This window comes from Thiocapsa sp. (assembly GCF_018399035.1).
Lineage (GTDB): Bacteria > Pseudomonadota > Gammaproteobacteria > Chromatiales > Chromatiaceae > Thiocapsa.
In genome coordinates, this window is sequence record NZ_CP073760.1 from 5078591 (window position 1) to 5093163 (window position 14573).

The 14573-nt window shown below is 64.1% G+C and carries 17 protein-coding genes; 8 read left to right on the plus strand and 9 right to left on the minus strand.

Translation table 11 applies throughout. The annotated features are described in order from the left end of the window. Window positions 1–29 precede the first annotated feature (29 nt). The 6 genes from KFB96_RS23190 to KFB96_RS23215 all read right to left on the minus strand — a co-directional run bounded on the left by KFB96_RS23190 (window position 30) and on the right by KFB96_RS23215 (window position 5245). Window positions 30–1370, minus strand: a complete 1341-nt coding sequence (locus KFB96_RS23190) for an MFS transporter (RefSeq protein ID WP_213456384.1) — start codon at window positions 1368–1370, stop codon at window positions 30–32. After that, window positions 1367–2590, minus strand: a complete 1224-nt coding sequence (locus tag KFB96_RS23195) for a YbfB/YjiJ family MFS transporter (protein ID WP_213456383.1) — start codon at window positions 2588–2590, stop codon at window positions 1367–1369. Before KFB96_RS23195 ends, KFB96_RS23190 begins: the two co-directional genes overlap by 4 nt. Beyond that, window positions 2587–3084, minus strand: coding sequence for a DUF2919 family protein (locus KFB96_RS23200; RefSeq protein WP_213456381.1), 498 nt, complete (start codon window positions 3082–3084; stop codon window positions 2587–2589). Before KFB96_RS23200 ends, KFB96_RS23195 begins: the two co-directional genes overlap by 4 nt. A 73-nt stretch (window positions 3085–3157) precedes the next feature. Then, complete coding sequence (locus tag KFB96_RS23205) at window positions 3158–3535, minus strand: hypothetical protein (protein ID WP_213456379.1); 378 nt, start codon at window positions 3533–3535, stop codon at window positions 3158–3160. A 24-nt stretch (window positions 3536–3559) separates the two neighbouring features. Beyond that, window positions 3560–3808 carry a hypothetical protein gene (locus KFB96_RS23210; RefSeq protein ID WP_213456377.1) on the minus strand — a complete coding sequence of 83 codons (249 nt, stop codon included), beginning with the start codon at window positions 3806–3808 and terminating at the stop codon, window positions 3560–3562. A gap of 387 nt (window positions 3809–4195) precedes the next feature. Then, entirely contained in the window at window positions 4196–5245 is a 1050-nt protein-coding gene (locus KFB96_RS23215) for a thioredoxin fold domain-containing protein (protein ID WP_213456375.1), read from the minus strand. A gap of 479 nt (window positions 5246–5724) precedes the next feature. Here KFB96_RS23215 and KFB96_RS23220 point away from each other — a divergent pair, with 479 nt between their 5' ends. Continuing rightward, on the plus strand, window positions 5725–6321 hold the full coding sequence (locus KFB96_RS23220) for a TMEM165/GDT1 family protein (RefSeq protein ID WP_213456373.1): 597 nt from the start codon (window positions 5725–5727) through the stop codon (window positions 6319–6321). Window positions 6322–6351: 30 nt separating this feature from the next. Here KFB96_RS23220 and KFB96_RS23225 read toward each other — a convergent pair whose 3' ends face one another. Next, window positions 6352–7044 carry a hypothetical protein gene (locus KFB96_RS23225; protein WP_213456371.1) on the minus strand — a complete coding sequence of 231 codons (693 nt, stop codon included), beginning with the start codon at window positions 7042–7044 and terminating at the stop codon, window positions 6352–6354. 164 nt (window positions 7045–7208) lie between these two features. On the opposite strand from KFB96_RS23225, the gene KFB96_RS23230 reads away from it, so the two are divergent. The 5 genes from KFB96_RS23230 to KFB96_RS23250 all read left to right on the plus strand — a co-directional run bounded on the left by KFB96_RS23230 (window position 7209) and on the right by KFB96_RS23250 (window position 11152). After that, window positions 7209–8075, plus strand: coding sequence for a zinc ABC transporter substrate-binding protein (locus tag KFB96_RS23230; protein ID WP_213456368.1), 867 nt, complete (start codon window positions 7209–7211; stop codon window positions 8073–8075). Then, window positions 8072–8878 carry an ABC transporter ATP-binding protein gene (locus KFB96_RS23235; RefSeq protein WP_213456366.1) on the plus strand — a complete coding sequence of 269 codons (807 nt, stop codon included), beginning with the start codon at window positions 8072–8074 and terminating at the stop codon, window positions 8876–8878. The genes KFB96_RS23230 and KFB96_RS23235 overlap by 4 nt, the downstream gene beginning before the upstream one ends. Window positions 8879–8882: 4 nt before the next feature. After that, window positions 8883–9743 carry a metal ABC transporter permease gene (locus KFB96_RS23240; RefSeq protein ID WP_213456364.1) on the plus strand — a complete coding sequence of 287 codons (861 nt, stop codon included), beginning with the start codon at window positions 8883–8885 and terminating at the stop codon, window positions 9741–9743. 4 nt (window positions 9744–9747) lie between these two features. After that, the gene (locus tag KFB96_RS23245; RefSeq protein WP_213456362.1) at window positions 9748–10200 is read left to right on the plus strand and encodes a transcriptional repressor; all 453 of its coding nucleotides are present in this window, start codon (window positions 9748–9750) and stop codon (window positions 10198–10200) included. A 358-nt stretch (window positions 10201–10558) separates the two neighbouring features. Beyond that, complete coding sequence (locus KFB96_RS23250) at window positions 10559–11152, plus strand: DUF2796 domain-containing protein (protein ID WP_213456360.1); 594 nt, start codon at window positions 10559–10561, stop codon at window positions 11150–11152. Window positions 11153–11607: 455 nt separating this feature from the next. Here KFB96_RS23250 and KFB96_RS23255 read toward each other — a convergent pair whose 3' ends face one another. Then, window positions 11608–12717, minus strand: coding sequence for a glycerol dehydrogenase (locus KFB96_RS23255; protein ID WP_213456358.1), 1110 nt, complete (start codon window positions 12715–12717; stop codon window positions 11608–11610). A 386-nt stretch (window positions 12718–13103) separates the two neighbouring features. Next, a complete protein-coding gene (locus tag KFB96_RS23260) occupies window positions 13104–13370 on the minus strand; it encodes a hypothetical protein (protein ID WP_213456357.1) in 267 nt (88 codons plus the stop codon). 38 nt (window positions 13371–13408) lie between these two features. Between KFB96_RS23260 and KFB96_RS23265 the strand changes: the two genes are divergently transcribed. Both KFB96_RS23265 and KFB96_RS23270 read left to right on the plus strand, forming a co-directional pair. Next, window positions 13409–13651 carry a hypothetical protein gene (locus KFB96_RS23265; RefSeq protein ID WP_213456355.1) on the plus strand — a complete coding sequence of 81 codons (243 nt, stop codon included), beginning with the start codon at window positions 13409–13411 and terminating at the stop codon, window positions 13649–13651. A 75-nt stretch (window positions 13652–13726) separates the two neighbouring features. Further along, window positions 13727–14569: an ABC transporter ATP-binding protein gene (locus KFB96_RS23270; protein WP_300970855.1), complete on the plus strand. Its 843-nt coding sequence runs from the start codon at window positions 13727–13729 to the stop codon at window positions 14567–14569. Window positions 14570–14573 lie beyond the last annotated feature (4 nt).

Below are 14573 nucleotides of genomic sequence, written 5' to 3' on the forward strand. Positions count from 1 at the left end.
AGCATCTCGCTCTGGACGCGGTTTAGGGTCTACCAGACCAATTCACCCGCATCATGCGCCTCGGCCACCGCACGTCCGCGACGCTCGTCGACGCGTAAGGCGACCACCAGGGCGACCGCGAACAAGAGCACGCAGAACAGGATCGCGGTCTGCAGGCCCACCAGGACCTGCAGGAGTCCGATCGCAAGCAATCCGAACATCCCGGCCAGCTTCATCGACAGGCCCCAGAAGCCGAAGAGCTCGCCCGAGCGCGACAGCGGCGAGAAGAGTCCGACCAGGGTTCGGGTGGCCGACTGACAGGCGCCGAGGCTCAGGCCCGCCACGCAGCCGACCACCAGGAAGATGTACTGGGCCGGCCAATCGCGTCCCAGGACATCGCGCGCCAGCTCGCTCAGGAGCGGCGTGAGATAGATGAGCGCGATCGCCAGTATCCACATGACCAGGGTGATCACATAGGTCCGCAGCGCACCGAGACGATCCTGGATGAAACCGAATCCGAGCGCACCGACGGCCGCGGTGATCTGCACCAGGACAAACATCAGTGTGCGCACCGAGGCATCCCAGCCGATCACCTGCGCGCCGTAGATGAAGGCGTAGGCGATGATGATGTAGATGCCGCTCATCGAGAAGAAGACCGAGATGAACAGCACGCCCAGATCGCGATGGGTGCGCAGATGGGTCAGCGTCTGGCGGACCCGTGCGATGCCCATTCGCATCAGGCCGGTCCCGGGCGGCAGGGCGCGTGCCCGACCGCGCTCGCGCACCCAGAGAAAGGTCGGAATGGCCGCAATCAGGAAGAAGGCGGCGGCCCAGGGACCGACCCAACGGATCCGCTCGAAGTTCTCGGCGCTGACATCGCCCAGGACCAGCAGCACGAAGACCGCCGAGACCATGCCGCCGACATAGCCCAACGCCCAACCGAATCCGGAGATCTTGCCGAGATCTTCGGGCGGACCGAGCCCGGGCAGGAAGCTCGCGATAAAGGCCTCGCCGATCGAGTAGGCAAAGTTCGAGATGATCAGGAGCAGCACGCCGAGCAGGGCATAGCCTGGCGCGACGAAATAGAGCGCCGCCGTCGCGACCACCGTCAGCAGATAACTCGCAAAGAGAAAGCGTTTCTTGCTCGCCGTGTAATCCATGATGGCGCCGGCCACCGGGGAGCAAATCACCACCAACAGATAGCTGGTGGAAAGCGCCAGGCTCCAGAGCAGATTGCCGAGGCGATAATCCGGGGCATCGCCGACGATCACGCGCGTGAAGAGGTCGCCGAAGACGACCGTGATGATCAGCAGCGTATAGGCTTGGTTGGCGAAGTCGAACATCGCCCAACCGAAGATCTCGCGTTTCGATGCGCGGGTGCGTGTCGTCATGTCGGCCCTTGGTGTGTGTGTGTTTTCGGGGGCGGATGCGGCGCGAGCCGGGTCATGATCTGCAGACAGATTAACCCGAGCACCATCAATCCGGCCACGACCAGCAGAGATCCGTCGAAGGTTCCGCTGATCTCGGCGACCTCGCCCGCGAGGACGGGGCCGAGGATCTGGGCGATCCCGTAACCGAGGGTCAAGCGCGCCATGATCTGCGCCGGATGCGCGGGATAGCGCACCCCGACCATGGTCAGGACCAAGGAGACAATGCCGATGAATGTGAATCCGAACAGTGCGGCGCTGAGGATCGCGGCCACGAGCGATCCGCTGACGACCGGCAGGACGATCCCGACGATCTGCAAACCGTAGGCGACCTGGAGCGTGCGCAGATAACCCAGGCGACGGGCGATGCGATCCCAGAGGATCGGTGCGGGAATCGCGGCCACGCCGACGAGGAGCCACATCCAATCCCCCAAGCCCTGCAGGATCGGCTGCTGCTCGGTGATCAAGACCGTGAAGGTCGCATTGATGACATAGCCGAATCCGGCGCAGACATAGGCGCCTTGGAGCAGCCACAACCAGGATGCGCCGGGCTCGGGCGCGGCGCCGAGGTGGCGGGGCGCGAGCGGCTGACCGCGATCGGGCGTGGGCAACCCCAGCCACGCGGGGATCAGCAGCACGGCGCCGACCAACGTCAGGGCGAGCCACTGACCTTGCCAGGACCAGACCAGACCCGCGCCCGCGACCACCAGGACGCCGACCACGATCCCCAATCCGATCCCGCTGAAGTGCACCCCCAGCTCGCTGCGATGATCATGTCGGATCAGCCAGTTGAGGATCAGACCCGAGCCCAGCATCAGCCCCGCGGCACTGCTCAGTCCCGCCAGGTAACGGCTGACGCCCCAGAGGATCGGCGACTCTCCCATCGCCATCATGAGGGTCGTGATCACGGCCAAGAGCAGACCTCCGCGATAGAGCCGGTCCTTGATCCGAAGATCCCTGAGTCGGCTGACGATCAGGACCCCGGACAAGTAGCCGAGATAGTTCCACCCGGCGAGCCAGCCGGCGAGGGCCTCGCCCATGCCGGTCTCGCTTTGCAGGACCGGGATCATGGGTGTGTAGGCGAAGCGCGCCACGCCCAAGGTCAGGATCAGGGCGCAGATCCCGGATCCCAGAACGCTCCAGTGGCTCGGTTGATCGTCGGGCTGATGGTCGGGATGTCTCACGCGTCCCCGGCCCTCGGACAGTCCCGCACCACATCCGCGACGAGGCGCGAGCGCCAAAGATAGAAGGGCACCGCGAGACTCAGCAGCAGCGAGGCCAAAAGCAGCTCGTCGATCGCATCGCGCAATGGCTGGCTCGAGTCCGTGAGGACCGTCAGCAGGACGCCGAGATAGATGAAGATCGACAGCGTGAGGATCTCCCGTGCGCGTTGCCATATCCCGCGCACCCAGCCGGGGCAGGGTCGCCGTCGTCGAAATCCGGCAGCCAGCACGAGCGCTGCCGGGAGATCGGCGAAGAGGAGCTCGGGCCGCACGAGATTGCGCAGCACTTCGATCTCCTCCCCGGTCGTCGGCAGAAAGGTGATCCCCAGAAGCAGCAGATGGCGCACCAGGAAGACCAGCGTCAGCCAGAGCAGGATCGGGGTCTTCAGGAGCAGGTCGTCGTCGTAGCGATGCGCTGCGTAGCGCGGTCGGCGATCCGGATGCGCCCCGCTCATCACGTCACCGCACCGAACGAGGATCGGCGTCTCGACGGGAGATTAGAGCGCACCGGCAGGATTGCGCACCGGATCAAGGCGGCGGTGCTTGGTCGAGCTGCGCATAGATGCAGTTCAACGCAGGGTTGTTCGTGCCCGTCGGGAAGAAGCCGTTGATGTCGGTCGCGTAGGTGTTGCGGTCGATGCGACCGTAGTACAGCTTGCTGGTCTCGTCGAGGAAATAGTCGTTGTCGTCGCCGCTGCTGATGTTGATGAGATAGTTCAGGGGCTGGTTGCCGAGCGAATGATGTCCGCAGGCATTGGCGATTTGATTGTAGAAACCCTCCACACCCGGCTTTTCGATCAGACTATCCGGCGCGACCAGGTTGCCGCCGCAACCGGAGACCGTCAGCAAGACGACGCCGGTGATGATCAGACTTGATCGCACGCGTGTTTGCTCGAGTGCTTGCATGGGTTGGTATCCTTGGGTTGACGCTCATCGAATCCAGCTTGGGTCGAACGGATCGGGCTGAAACGCGCGATATTGCGCGACACCGTACGCTAAGTGATGCACGGACTGAAGAAAATTCAGTTCTGCCCAGGCATCGAGAGGCCAGCCGGTACGGTCTCCGCGTTTATCGAGGATGAGATCGGAGAACATCTCGTCAAACGCGTCGGGGTCGCCCCAGACGAGATGAAGCCGTTTGATGGCATGTGGAAACCTCTCCTCCAAAACGCAGAGCATGGTCGTCGCTCCTCAGTGGTACGTGTCGCTCTCGGCGAGCGTCTTCGGCGGCATCGATACTGGACTCGGGCATCGCCCCGAAAATCGTTGTCGTTGTCGTTGTCGTAATCGACAACGACAACGACAACCGTGAAAAGGCATTCACCCGTCGAGTTGTTTGCTTATTTTTGAAACGCTCCTTAGCGGGCGGCGGCTTGGACCATAGAAAGCATTCGGTGAGCCAGATCTAAAGTCGCACTTAACTCTTTGAACGCGAGAAGAATGCTCTGCCGCTGTTCGACGCCTCGACGGACTGGCTCGACAAGGACCGCGCGAAGGTGACCCGGATGGTCAGCGTCGCGCGGCGTGCCAGGGCTCCGGCTCGATAGTCCCCGTGTCCGTGGCGCCTCACTCGTCGGCGATCGAGACGTCCTTGCCCGCTGCGGTGAGCTCGGCGGTCTTCACGTCGATATAGTCGAAGGGACTGGCCGGATAACGCTCGTAGTGGCGGTCGGCGACATACTCCAAGACGCCGCCGAAGTGGTAGCGGTAGAGCAGGCTCTCGATACGGGTGATCTCCCGTCCCCGGTCGAAGAGCACGATGCTCGGGGTGTACTGGATGCCCAGAGACGCGGCGAGCGCCTTGGGTGTGGTTGCGTTGCCCATGGGGTCGATGATGGGTGTCTCGGATCGGGTGTCGAGACGCACGAGGGCCAGGCCCTTCAGGATGTCGCGGATCTCGGGGTCGGCCAAGTGGCCCTCGTGCAGCTCGTCGCAGGCCACGCAGGCGACGTCCTCGAACAAGAGCGCGAGAGGGCGGTCGGCGACCCCGGCGAGATCCTCGATCGTCTGGATCTGCGGATGCTCTCGGAAGCTGTAGACCTCGCTCGGGCGTTTGGCGGCGGCATAGTCGTTCAAGGTCTGTTGCAGGTAGGCGCGTTCCTGCACATAGTCGAGGACGACCTTGAAGTCATCGCGATTGCGATAGCCGCTGACGCGTGCGACCGGACGGTTGGATGCATCCAGAAAGACGACCGTCGGGGTGAAGCGTACCTGATAGAGCTCCGCGAGCTCCTTTTCGGACATCGACATCTCCTCGGTCACGGCGACCTCGCGATCGCCCTTCGTGTTCAGGGCAATGACGTCGAAATGCTCCTGGATGAAATCGCGATAGGGCGCCGTCGCAAAGTTCTCCTGGACCAGCTTGTAGCAGTAGGGGCAGCCGTTCATTTCCATGACGAGGATGACGTGCTTGCCGGATTCCGCGGCCTCGCTCACGTCCTCGGGGAGGTCGAGAAAACTCTCTTTGAACCAGCTCGGATGGCTGAGCATCTTGGCGCCCGTGACCTCGCCGGTCGGGGGCTGGTCCTGCGCGGCGGCGGGGACTATGCAAAGGGCCGCAAGCAACGCGCAAAGCGGCAGAAGCCTTGTCGGGGATTTCGGTGTCGTGCCGGGCATCGAGAGCGTCTCCTGTAGGGTGCGGTCGGTTGTGGATCCTAACCGGGAGAGCGGTTGCCGGGAAAGGCTCGGTCAGGGCACGACGGCGGTTTATGCCGGGCGCGAGTGCCGTTGACAGTACCGCGGCGGCTCGCTACATTCCCGGCCTCTCGAGGGGAGTAGTCGCCCTTGCGTCGTGACATCCGTCATGCGCGAGGGGCTCGTGTCAACACACTTGGCGGTGACGCCGTGGCACGCGCGGCCGGTCGGCTTGACGAGACCTTGGGTGCGGTATCATGTCCGACGAGGGGTCGGGCGCGTGACGCCGTGTCCTCGGTTTTCTTGCCCGACCCCCGGCGACATCACTTCATGCCTCCACTCCCCGCGCTTTCTTGCCGCCCGAGACGACTCGTCTCTGCGCGCCGTATCTTCAGTGCCGTGCCCTGCGGCGAGCCTCGACCGATGTTCGGCGACATCCGCTGCGCGCGGAGGGCATTGCGGTGAGCGATCTTGCCCTGTCCGAGCTCTCCGGGTGGCTGTGGGCCGCAGTCACGACCTTCGGCGTGATCTTTCTTGCCGAGTTGGGCGACAAATCCCAGTTGGTCTGTATGACCTTGGCGGCCCGCCATCGCCGATGGCCCGTCTTGATCGGGGCGGTGGCGGCCTTCGTCGTCTTGAACAGCCTTGCCGTCGCTTTCGGCGTAGGCCTCGCGCAGTGGATCCCGGAGCGGGTCCTGGCGGGCGTCGTCGCCATCCTGTTCGCGGTCTTCGGGGTGCTCGCGCTGCGCGCCGAAGAGGCCGACGAGGACGCGCCGCAGCGCAACTGGAGCCACAACAGCATCGTCATGGCGACCTTCTCGATGATCTTTCTTGCAGAGATGGGCGATAAGACCCAGCTCGCAGTCGCCGGCTTGGCCGTCACCCTGCCGCCCGTCGCGGTTTGGACCGGTGCAACCCTGGCGTTGGCGCTGACCTCCGCGCTCGGTGTCTGGGTCGGATGCCGCCTGTTGCAGGTCATGCCGCTGCATCGACTCCATCAACTGAGCGGGGTGGTGTTTCTGATTCTCGCCGGGCTCGCGTTGACACGCGTGTTTTGATGGTCCGATGCGCTTGGGCGTGCCGGTACGTTACACCAAAGGGCCGACATAGGTCCCGAGGAGAAGCACCGCCGATGCGGCGACCGTGATCAGCACGTTGTCGTCGATGGGGCCGAGCTCGTAGCGCTCGATCCAGGTCGCCACGATCGCCGAGATCAGGCCCCAGACCGGGATGGCGGGCTCGGCGAGTCCGCCGATGACCCAGCCCATGGGCGCGCAGACGATCAGCATGAAGACATTGCCGATCGGACTCTTGGACCGGCGCCGCACCATCAAATTGCGCGCGATCCCGGTCACCCCGTCGCCGAAGGCCATGTAGAGCGCCGGGAGGATGGCGAGCCAGGGGTTATCGAGCAGCCACCACAGGAGCGAGACCGACAGGGCCCACATGAGTGCAAACTTGACGTCGTTGCGGTTTTCGTCGGTCTGGAACCAATAAAACCGCAGACCGGTGGCATGGGCGCCGTACGTCAGCAGTGTCAGCAGGAGCCCGCAGATCAGCGGATACCAGGGGCTAGTGAAGACCAACGGGACCATCAAGGACCCGACGCCGCCGGCCAGCATGTGCACGATCTTGCGGTTGTAGTAGACCGCGCGGATCGGCTCCATGCCGCGGGCGACCATCGCCCGGTAAGGAATCCGGGTCACGAAGAGGACCGCGAGGACGTAGAGGCTGAGGCCGGCGGCCCAGAGCAATTCGTTAAGCTCGACAACAGAGCTCATGGCAGGCTTCCTTCCGTCGACCGATCGTGCCGACAGTGTATCCGAGGTCGGTCTGAAAGCGGGAGGCGCCGAGTCTCTGCGCCGCTTCTCTAGTCAGGCAGTACGAGACGTTATATTGTACCCAGCGGCTTGACGATGGCCGATCCAACGAGGGCAATCCACCGATGCTGCGTCGCCTCTTCTTGATTCTGCTCTTGATCCCCTGCCTCGCGCACGCGAAGGATCCGCTGACGGTCTTCGTCACGGTGGCCCCGCTGGAGACCTTCGTGTCGCGCATTGGGGGTGACCATGTCCGCGTCGACGCCTTGGTGCGGCCCGGCCAAGACCCGCATGCCTACGAGCCGACCGCGCGCCGGATCGCCGCCTTGGCCGATGCCGATCTCTACGTGCGCGTCGGTGTCGGCTTCGAGGATGCCTGGATGCCCCGCCTGCTGGCGGCAAATCCCGGCATGCGTGTGCTCGATGCTCGAGACGGCCTCGAGGTGCGCCGCAAGGATGCGGGGCACGACCACGACGACCATGGTCATGGCCATGATCACGGCGACTTCGACCCCCACGTCTGGACGAGCCCCGCTCGCGTGAAGATCATGGGTGCCCGAATCCGCGATGCGCTGGCCGATCTGGCCCCGGAGTACGCCGCGGACTTCGCCGCCAACGACGCTCGCTTTGCCGCCGACTTGGATGCACTCGATACCGAGATTCGCGCGCGACTCTCGGGTGTGGAGAACCGCCGATTCATGGTGTACCACCCGGCTTGGGGCTACTTCGCCGAGGACTACGCACTGGAGCAGGTCGCGATCGAGCGCGAGGGCAAGGAGCCGGGTGCGCGTGCCTTGACCGCCATGATCGAGCAGGCTCGGCGGGAGGGCATTCGGGTCATCTTCGTGCAGCCGCAGCTCAACCCGGCGTCCGCCGAGCAGGTCGCGCGATCGATCGGCGGACAGGTCGCGGTGATCGATCCCTTGTCGGGCGACTATTTCGAGAATCTTCGGCAGGTTGCCGAGCTCATTGCGGGGGCCGGCGCGCCATGATCCCCGGCCGGGGCGAGCCGCAGGCGGAACCCCCAAAACAACCTGTCATCGCGATCCGGGATCTCGGCTTCTCCTATGGCGAGTCGCCGGTCCTCGAGGGTGTCGATCTGGAGATCCTCGACGGCGAGTTCGTCGGTCTGGTCGGCCCCAATGCCGGCGGCAAGAGCACGCTCCTGCGGCTTGTGCTCGGACTCCTCGAGCCGCAGCAGGGGAGCATTCAGGTTCTCGGGCAGGCGCCGCGCCAAGCGGTGCGACGGGTCGGCTATGTGCCCCAATTTCCGACCTTTCCGCGGGACTTCCCGATCTCGGTCGAGCAGGTGGTCCTGACCGGACGGCTCGGCTTCGGCCCGATGCTCGGCTGGTACCGCTCGAGCGACCGCACCGCGGCGCGCCAAGCGCTGGCCGAGGTCGAGGCGCTGGATCTAGTGCGTCGGCGCATCGGGACCCTCTCGGGCGGCCAGCTGCAGCGTGTTCTGCTCGCCCGCGCACTGGTCGCCGAGCCGCTGATCCTGATCCTCGACGAGCCTACGGCCAACATCGACCAACGCATGGAAGGCGACATCTTCGACTTGCTCGCGCGCCTCAACGCGCGCCTGACCATTCTGGTCGTCTCGCACGACATCGCCTTTATCTCGGGTTATGTCGATCGTGTTGCCTGCCTCAACCGTACCCTGGTCTGCCATACGACCGAACGGGTCGACGGCGATCTGATCCATCAGCTCTACGGCGACAATATTCGACACGTCGCGCACGCCGGATCCGAGCACGGATTCGCTCACCACCTCGGTCACCAGGGGCACTGATCCCATGCAGGAGTTCATCCAGGCGCTCGGCCAACACGCCTTCCTGCAAACGGCCCTGCTGGCAGGACTCCTCGCCAGCCTCGGCTGCGGCGTGATCGGGACCTTCGTGGTGGTCAAGCGCATTGCCTTCATGGCCGGCGGAATCGCGCACTCGGTCTTGGGCGGGATGGGTGCTGCACTCTATTTCGGCTTCGACCCCTTGCTCGGTGCGCTCGCCGCCGCCGTGCTCTCGGCCTTGCTGATCGGCGGGGTACGGCTCGCCTGGAACGCGCAGGAAGACACCCTGATCGGCGCGCTCTGGGCGATCGGCATGGCGATCGGGATCCTCTTCATCGCCAAGACGCCCGGCTACACAACCGATCTCATGAGCTTTCTGTTCGGGAACATCCTGCTGGTTCCGCGCCGCGAGCTTTGGTTCATGGCCGGCCTTGATCTGGTTCTGCTGATCACTGTGATGCTCTTCTACCGCCAGTTGCTCGCCGTGACCTTCGACGAGGAGTTTGCCCGGCTGCGCGGCGTGCCCGTCGCCTTCTTCTATCTCCTTCTGCTGTGCTTGGTGGCGGTGACCGTGGTCTTGCTGATTCAGGTGGTCGGCCTGATCCTGGTGATCGCGCTGCTGACCCTTCCGGCGGCGATCGCCGGTCATTACGTCCACTCGCTCGGCGGTATGATGCTGATCGCAACCCTGCTCGGAGGCTTCTTCACCTCCGCGGGCTTGGCGCTCTCCTACGGGCCGGACCTGCCCGCGGGACCGACCATGATCTTGTTGGCCGGGAGCGTTTATGTCGTCTCCGCCGTGCTCAGCCGCGTTCTTGCACGGCGCCGAGTACGGCGACGTTTGCCGGTGACCGAAGCGGGAGGATAAGCGGATGACCTCGATATCCGAGAACACAGTGCTCGATCGCGCCGATGCCCTCTGTCGGGCCCGCGGCGTGAGACTTACCGCCCAGCGGCGCCGAGTCCTCGCGATCCTCTGCGCCTCGGCCCGTCCCTTGGGTGCCTACGAGATCCTCGATGCCATGCGCGAAGGCTCCCGCACACTGGCCCCGCCGACGGTCTACCGCGCACTCGACTTTCTTCTCGTGCAGGGTTTGGTGCACAAGCTCGAAAGCCTGCATGCCTTCGTCGGCTGCAACCATCCCGAGCATCCGCATTCGAGTCAGTTTCTCATCTGCAACAGCTGTGGCGAGGTCACCGAGCTCGAGGACGAGGCGATCGCACGCAGCCTCGGCTGCGCGGCCAGCATGAGCGGTTTTCAACCGCAGCGGCGCGTGGTGGAAGTGCTCGGGACCTGTGCAGGGTGTGCGCAGAAGGGGCGGTGAGTCACGCGTCCTCAACGAATTGAACGACAACGACAACGACGACAGGGCCAAGGAACGATTCAGAAACAACCGAAACACATAGGATGGGTAGAGCGAAGCGAAACCCATCCAGCCCGCGCCAAGGGTATCAGACCGAAACCCGGCAACGCGGCGGTTTGGAGGATGGGTTTCGCTGACGCTCTACCCATCCTACCAGTTTATCTAAGGTGTTCGCTCGTGACATCCGCTCTGCGGTGTCACGCATGCCCCTGGCGCTCTGCTCCACGTGCCACGATGGCCGGAGTTTCGAGCAAGGCTAACGTGTTGATGGACTCGTTTAACGCATTGGTGAACTGTTCCTGGCCATCGAGGAGACACTATGAATCGAATTCGCACCTACGCCGTCTCCTTGACGGCAATCACGATGTGTCTCGCCGTCGCGAGTGCTTCGGCCGAGGACACCGGACAGCGTCGGCAGGGCGCCCATGTCCACGGGATAGCCCACATGACGCTTGCGGCCGAGGGCGACAAGGTTCTGATCGAGCTGACGAGCCCCGCGGCGAGTCTGATCGGTTTCGAGCGCGCACCGCGCACCGACGAGGAGCGCGCGACACTCGCGTTGGCCAAGCAGAACCTCATGGCCGGCGATGCCATGATCCGCCTGAACATCGAGGCCGGTTGTCGGCTGGAAACTGCGGAGATCGATGCCGAGTTCGCCGATGCCGGGCAAGGCCACGGGGCGAAGCACGCGCACGATCACGACGCCGATCACGGCGAGGACGGACACGCGGACTTTGTCGTGCACTACAGCTTTGTCTGCGACAGACCCGGGGAGTTGGGCTCGGCCGCGCTCGGCCTCTTCTCGGGCTTTCCGGCCCTGGAGCGCGTCCTGTTTCAGTACGTGACCGCGGAGGGGCAGGGTGGCGCGGAGCTCACCCCGCGTGCGCCCGTCGTGACCTTCGTGCCGCTCTAAACCGCGCCGGTGTTGCGCCGGACGGTTTCAGGGGCTGCGAACGCTGCGCGACAAACGCCGCTGGAGTTGGCGCGGTTTAAACCGCGCCCAGTGCGGTATGCGATGTTTTTGGATGGGATCGGCCCCGGCGGATTTCAGAGCCGCTGGAGCCGGCGCGGTTTAAAGTATTAAAAAATATAAAATTTTAAACCGCGTCCCCCCGCTAAGGGTCGTGGATTCACCAAACTTCGAGCTCACTCGAAAGTGAGCATCTCGCTCTGGACGCGGTTTAGGTGAAAGGGATATTTAATCATAGCGTTAAGCTTCTTCTTGCTGCGTCGGCTCTTGGGTTTCGGCGTTGTTTCGTCTGACCTTACGGGCAAAAGGAGAGACCCGACCCCGACGCCCGTGCGGTCGTTCAGGGAGGTGTGTCCGCGCACACAACCGAAGCCGCGCCGACGGCGCTCAATGGCGCGTCACGCGTGGCGGGCGGCGAAGTCTCGACCGATCGCGTCGGCAGCGAAGAGTGCATCCTGCATGTCGGCGACGCTGAGCGCGAAGGGCTCGTTGTGCGAGCTTTCGCCCGGAGCGATGGCGCGCTCGGCAATTTCCCGCGCCTGCTCGGACGACAGGCTCGCGATGCCGAGATCCTGGAGTGAGATCGGCAGCCCGACGGATCGGCAAAAGGCCATCACGTCCTGGATTTCGGTGGAGTCGCGATCTTCCAGCACCAGTTGGACCAGTGTGCCGAATGCGACCTTCTCGCCGTGCAGATAGGCATGGGTCTGCGGGGCCACCGTCAGACCGTTGTGCACAGCATGGGCGACGGCGAGACCGCCCGACTCGAATCCCAGTCCGGACAGCAGCGTGTTGGCCTCGATGATGCGCTCGACCGCCGGGGTGAGTGCGCCCTCGCGGACCGCGGCGATCGCCGCCTGACCATCCTGCAGTAAGGTCTGATAACAGAGTCGCGCGATCCCCATGGCGGCCAGGGTGACGGCCCCGCCGACCGTATTGGCCTTATAGGCGCGGTGGGTCGTGTCCGCCTCGAACCAGGTTGCCAGGGCATCGCCCATGCCGGCGATGAGATAGCGCACCGGGGCCCTTGCGATGATGGCGGTATCGACCAGCACCAAATCCGGGTTGCGCCGATAGAACAGGCATTTCTCGAAGATGCCATCGGGGCTGTAGACCACGGACAGGGCGCTGCACGGGGCGTCGCTCGCCGCGACCGTCGGGCAACAGACGACCGGCAGATCCAGCGCGTTGGCGACCGCCCGCGCCGTGTCCAGCGCCTTGCCGCCACCGGCGCCCAGGATCACCGCGGCCTCCGCGTGCTCGGCCGCTTCGCGGCAGCGCGTGATCTCCGGGACGGAGCATTGACCCGCGAAGTCCAGGATGCTGAAGGGGATGCCGTGCGCGCCGAAGGTGTCGATCAGTGTCGGCTCGATCTGTCGGCGCGCGCTCGGTCCGGCAATGCACAGTACATGGCCTGTCAGACCCATTCGGATCAGTTCCGCAGCCAACTCAAGGGTCGCATCGCGACCTTGCACATAGCGCGCGGGCGAACAAAAGACCTTCAACATGAGTGTGTGTCCTCTCTGAGGTTGGGAGTCGACCTGGCGATTCGCGAGTGGGGTTCGGGGTCGGGTCTTGACTCTTGCCAAGACCCGACCCTGTTCCCCGGAGGAAGCTGCACTGTCTGTCGGTGCTTTGTGGAGCGGATCTTGGTGGTTGCAATCATGGGTGGTGTCCTTCCGGGGTGATCCATAGGCATTAAACCGCGTCCAGAGCGAGATGCTCACTTTCGAGTGAGCTCGAAGTTTGGTGAATCCACGACCCTTCGCGGGGGGCGCGGTTTAAAATTTTATATTTTTTAATACCTTAAACCGCGCCGGCTCCAGCGGTTCTGAAATCCGCCGGGGCCGATCCCATCCCAAAACATCGCATACCGCACTGGGCGCGGTTTAGATTACACCTCCGGCTGGAATTCTCCGGCGCGCTCTATCACGTGACGGCGCGCGGTAACGAGCGGCGCAGCATTTTTCTCGGCGACGCCGATGGCGACCGGGCGGCGTTTCTTGGCATCCTGGAACAGACCTGCGAGCGATTCAACTGGACCGGAGTTGCCGCCACCCGAGAACCCGAGCGTGAACCTGCGCGCGGTCGTCCTGCACCCGTTGCAGCAGCCGAAGAGGCGCGCTTCCGGAGCCTGATGGCGGCCCATCAGGACCTTCAAGGTCGATGAACGGGCGATCTTCGATCGGGATGCACTGCATGAACGGTGAGCCCTTCGTGGATACCAACATCCGGGTCTACGCGCATCTGGAGACTCCCCGGGATCCCAAAGGCGACTTGGCGCGCGCGCTGGTCGAGTCTGATCCACGCTTCGTGGTGAGCACCCGGGTGTTGAACGAATACTACGCGGCAATGCTGAAGAATCGGGTCTCGGATCTCTGGCATGACCAATGTATCGAGGGGCGTCTCATCGTGCGCAATCCGTTTAAAGGCATCAACTGAAGCATCCCCACTCCGAGTATCCTTGACCCAGACATCCAAGGACCGTTCTGTGAAATTAGTCTGGGGAGTTGGCATATGACCCTCTCGGTTGGGACGTTGGGAACCCGGGGGAACCCCGGGGAACCCGGGGGGAACCCTTCTCCGGTCATCGCGATCCGCGATCTGGCCTTCCGATGGCGCCGCGGGGCGCCGGTCGTTCTCGCCATCGACCACCTCGAGATCGGGCGCGGCGAGCGCGTCTTCATCGAGGGTCCGAGCGGCAGCGGCAAGACCACCTTGTTGAGTCTTCTGGCCGGCGTGGTGAAGGCCGAGCAGGGGAGCCTGCGCATTCTCGGGCAGCCGATGGAGCGCCTGGGTAGCGTGAAGCGCGACCATTTCAGGGCCGACCATGTCGGCTATGTCTTTCAGATGTTCAATCTGATCCCTTATCTGTCGCTGGTCGAGAACGTGACCTTGCCCTGCCGCTTCTCGCGACTGCGTCGGGCGCGCGTGCTGGAGCGCACCGGCTGCGGCGGCCGCTCCGCGCGGTGTCTGGAAGAGGAGGCGCTGCGCTTGCTCGACCATCTCGATATGGCCGAGCCCGCGCGCTCGAAGCGGTCCGTCGCCGAGCTCTCGGTGGGGCAGCAGCAGCGCGTCGCTGCGGCGCGCGCGCTCATGGGCTCGCCCGAGATCCTGATCGCCGACGAGCCGACCTCCGCGCTCGATTCGGATCGCCGCGAAGCCTTTATCCGACTGTTGTTTCGGGAATGTGCCGAGACCCGGATGAGCTTGATCTTCGTGAGTCACGACGCGGCGCTCGAGCCCTTGTTCGATCGCACCGTGCGCCTCGCCGAGATCAATCGCGCCCTTAAACCGCACCCGGTGCGGTATGCGATGTTTTTGGATGGGATCGGCCGCCGCCGACCTGACGACCGCTGAAGCC

What these genes read in the sequence shown, in the direction of transcription:
- KFB96_RS23235 (WP_213456366.1), top strand. Translation starts at nt 8,072, where the DNA reads ATGATCCCCGGCCGGGGCGAGCCGCAGGCGGAACCCCCAAAACAACCT.
- KFB96_RS23250 (WP_213456360.1), top strand. Translation starts at nt 10,559, where the DNA reads ATGAATCGAATTCGCACCTACGCCGTCTCCTTGACGGCAATCACGATG.
- KFB96_RS23200 (WP_213456381.1), bottom strand. Translation starts at nt 3,084, where the DNA reads ATGAGCGGGGCGCATCCGGATCGCCGACCGCGCTACGCAGCGCATCGC.
- KFB96_RS23225 (WP_213456371.1), bottom strand. Translation starts at nt 7,044, where the DNA reads ATGAGCTCTGTTGTCGAGCTTAACGAATTGCTCTGGGCCGCCGGCCTC.
- KFB96_RS23190 (WP_213456384.1), bottom strand. Translation starts at nt 1,370, where the DNA reads ATGACGACACGCACCCGCGCATCGAAACGCGAGATCTTCGGTTGGGCG.
- KFB96_RS23205 (WP_213456379.1), bottom strand. Translation starts at nt 3,535, where the DNA reads ATGCAAGCACTCGAGCAAACACGCGTGCGATCAAGTCTGATCATCACC.
- KFB96_RS23240 (WP_213456364.1), top strand. Translation starts at nt 8,883, where the DNA reads ATGCAGGAGTTCATCCAGGCGCTCGGCCAACACGCCTTCCTGCAAACG.
- KFB96_RS23245 (WP_213456362.1), top strand. Translation starts at nt 9,748, where the DNA reads ATGACCTCGATATCCGAGAACACAGTGCTCGATCGCGCCGATGCCCTC.
- KFB96_RS23270 (WP_300970855.1), top strand. Translation starts at nt 13,727, where the DNA reads ATGACCCTCTCGGTTGGGACGTTGGGAACCCGGGGGAACCCCGGGGAA.
- KFB96_RS23210 (WP_213456377.1), bottom strand. Translation starts at nt 3,808, where the DNA reads ATGCTCTGCGTTTTGGAGGAGAGGTTTCCACATGCCATCAAACGGCTT.
- KFB96_RS23215 (WP_213456375.1), bottom strand. Translation starts at nt 5,245, where the DNA reads ATGCCCGGCACGACACCGAAATCCCCGACAAGGCTTCTGCCGCTTTGC.
- KFB96_RS23265 (WP_213456355.1), top strand. Translation starts at nt 13,409, where the DNA reads ATGAACGGTGAGCCCTTCGTGGATACCAACATCCGGGTCTACGCGCAT.
- KFB96_RS23230 (WP_213456368.1), top strand. Translation starts at nt 7,209, where the DNA reads ATGCTGCGTCGCCTCTTCTTGATTCTGCTCTTGATCCCCTGCCTCGCG.
- KFB96_RS23255 (WP_213456358.1), bottom strand. Translation starts at nt 12,717, where the DNA reads ATGTTGAAGGTCTTTTGTTCGCCCGCGCGCTATGTGCAAGGTCGCGAT.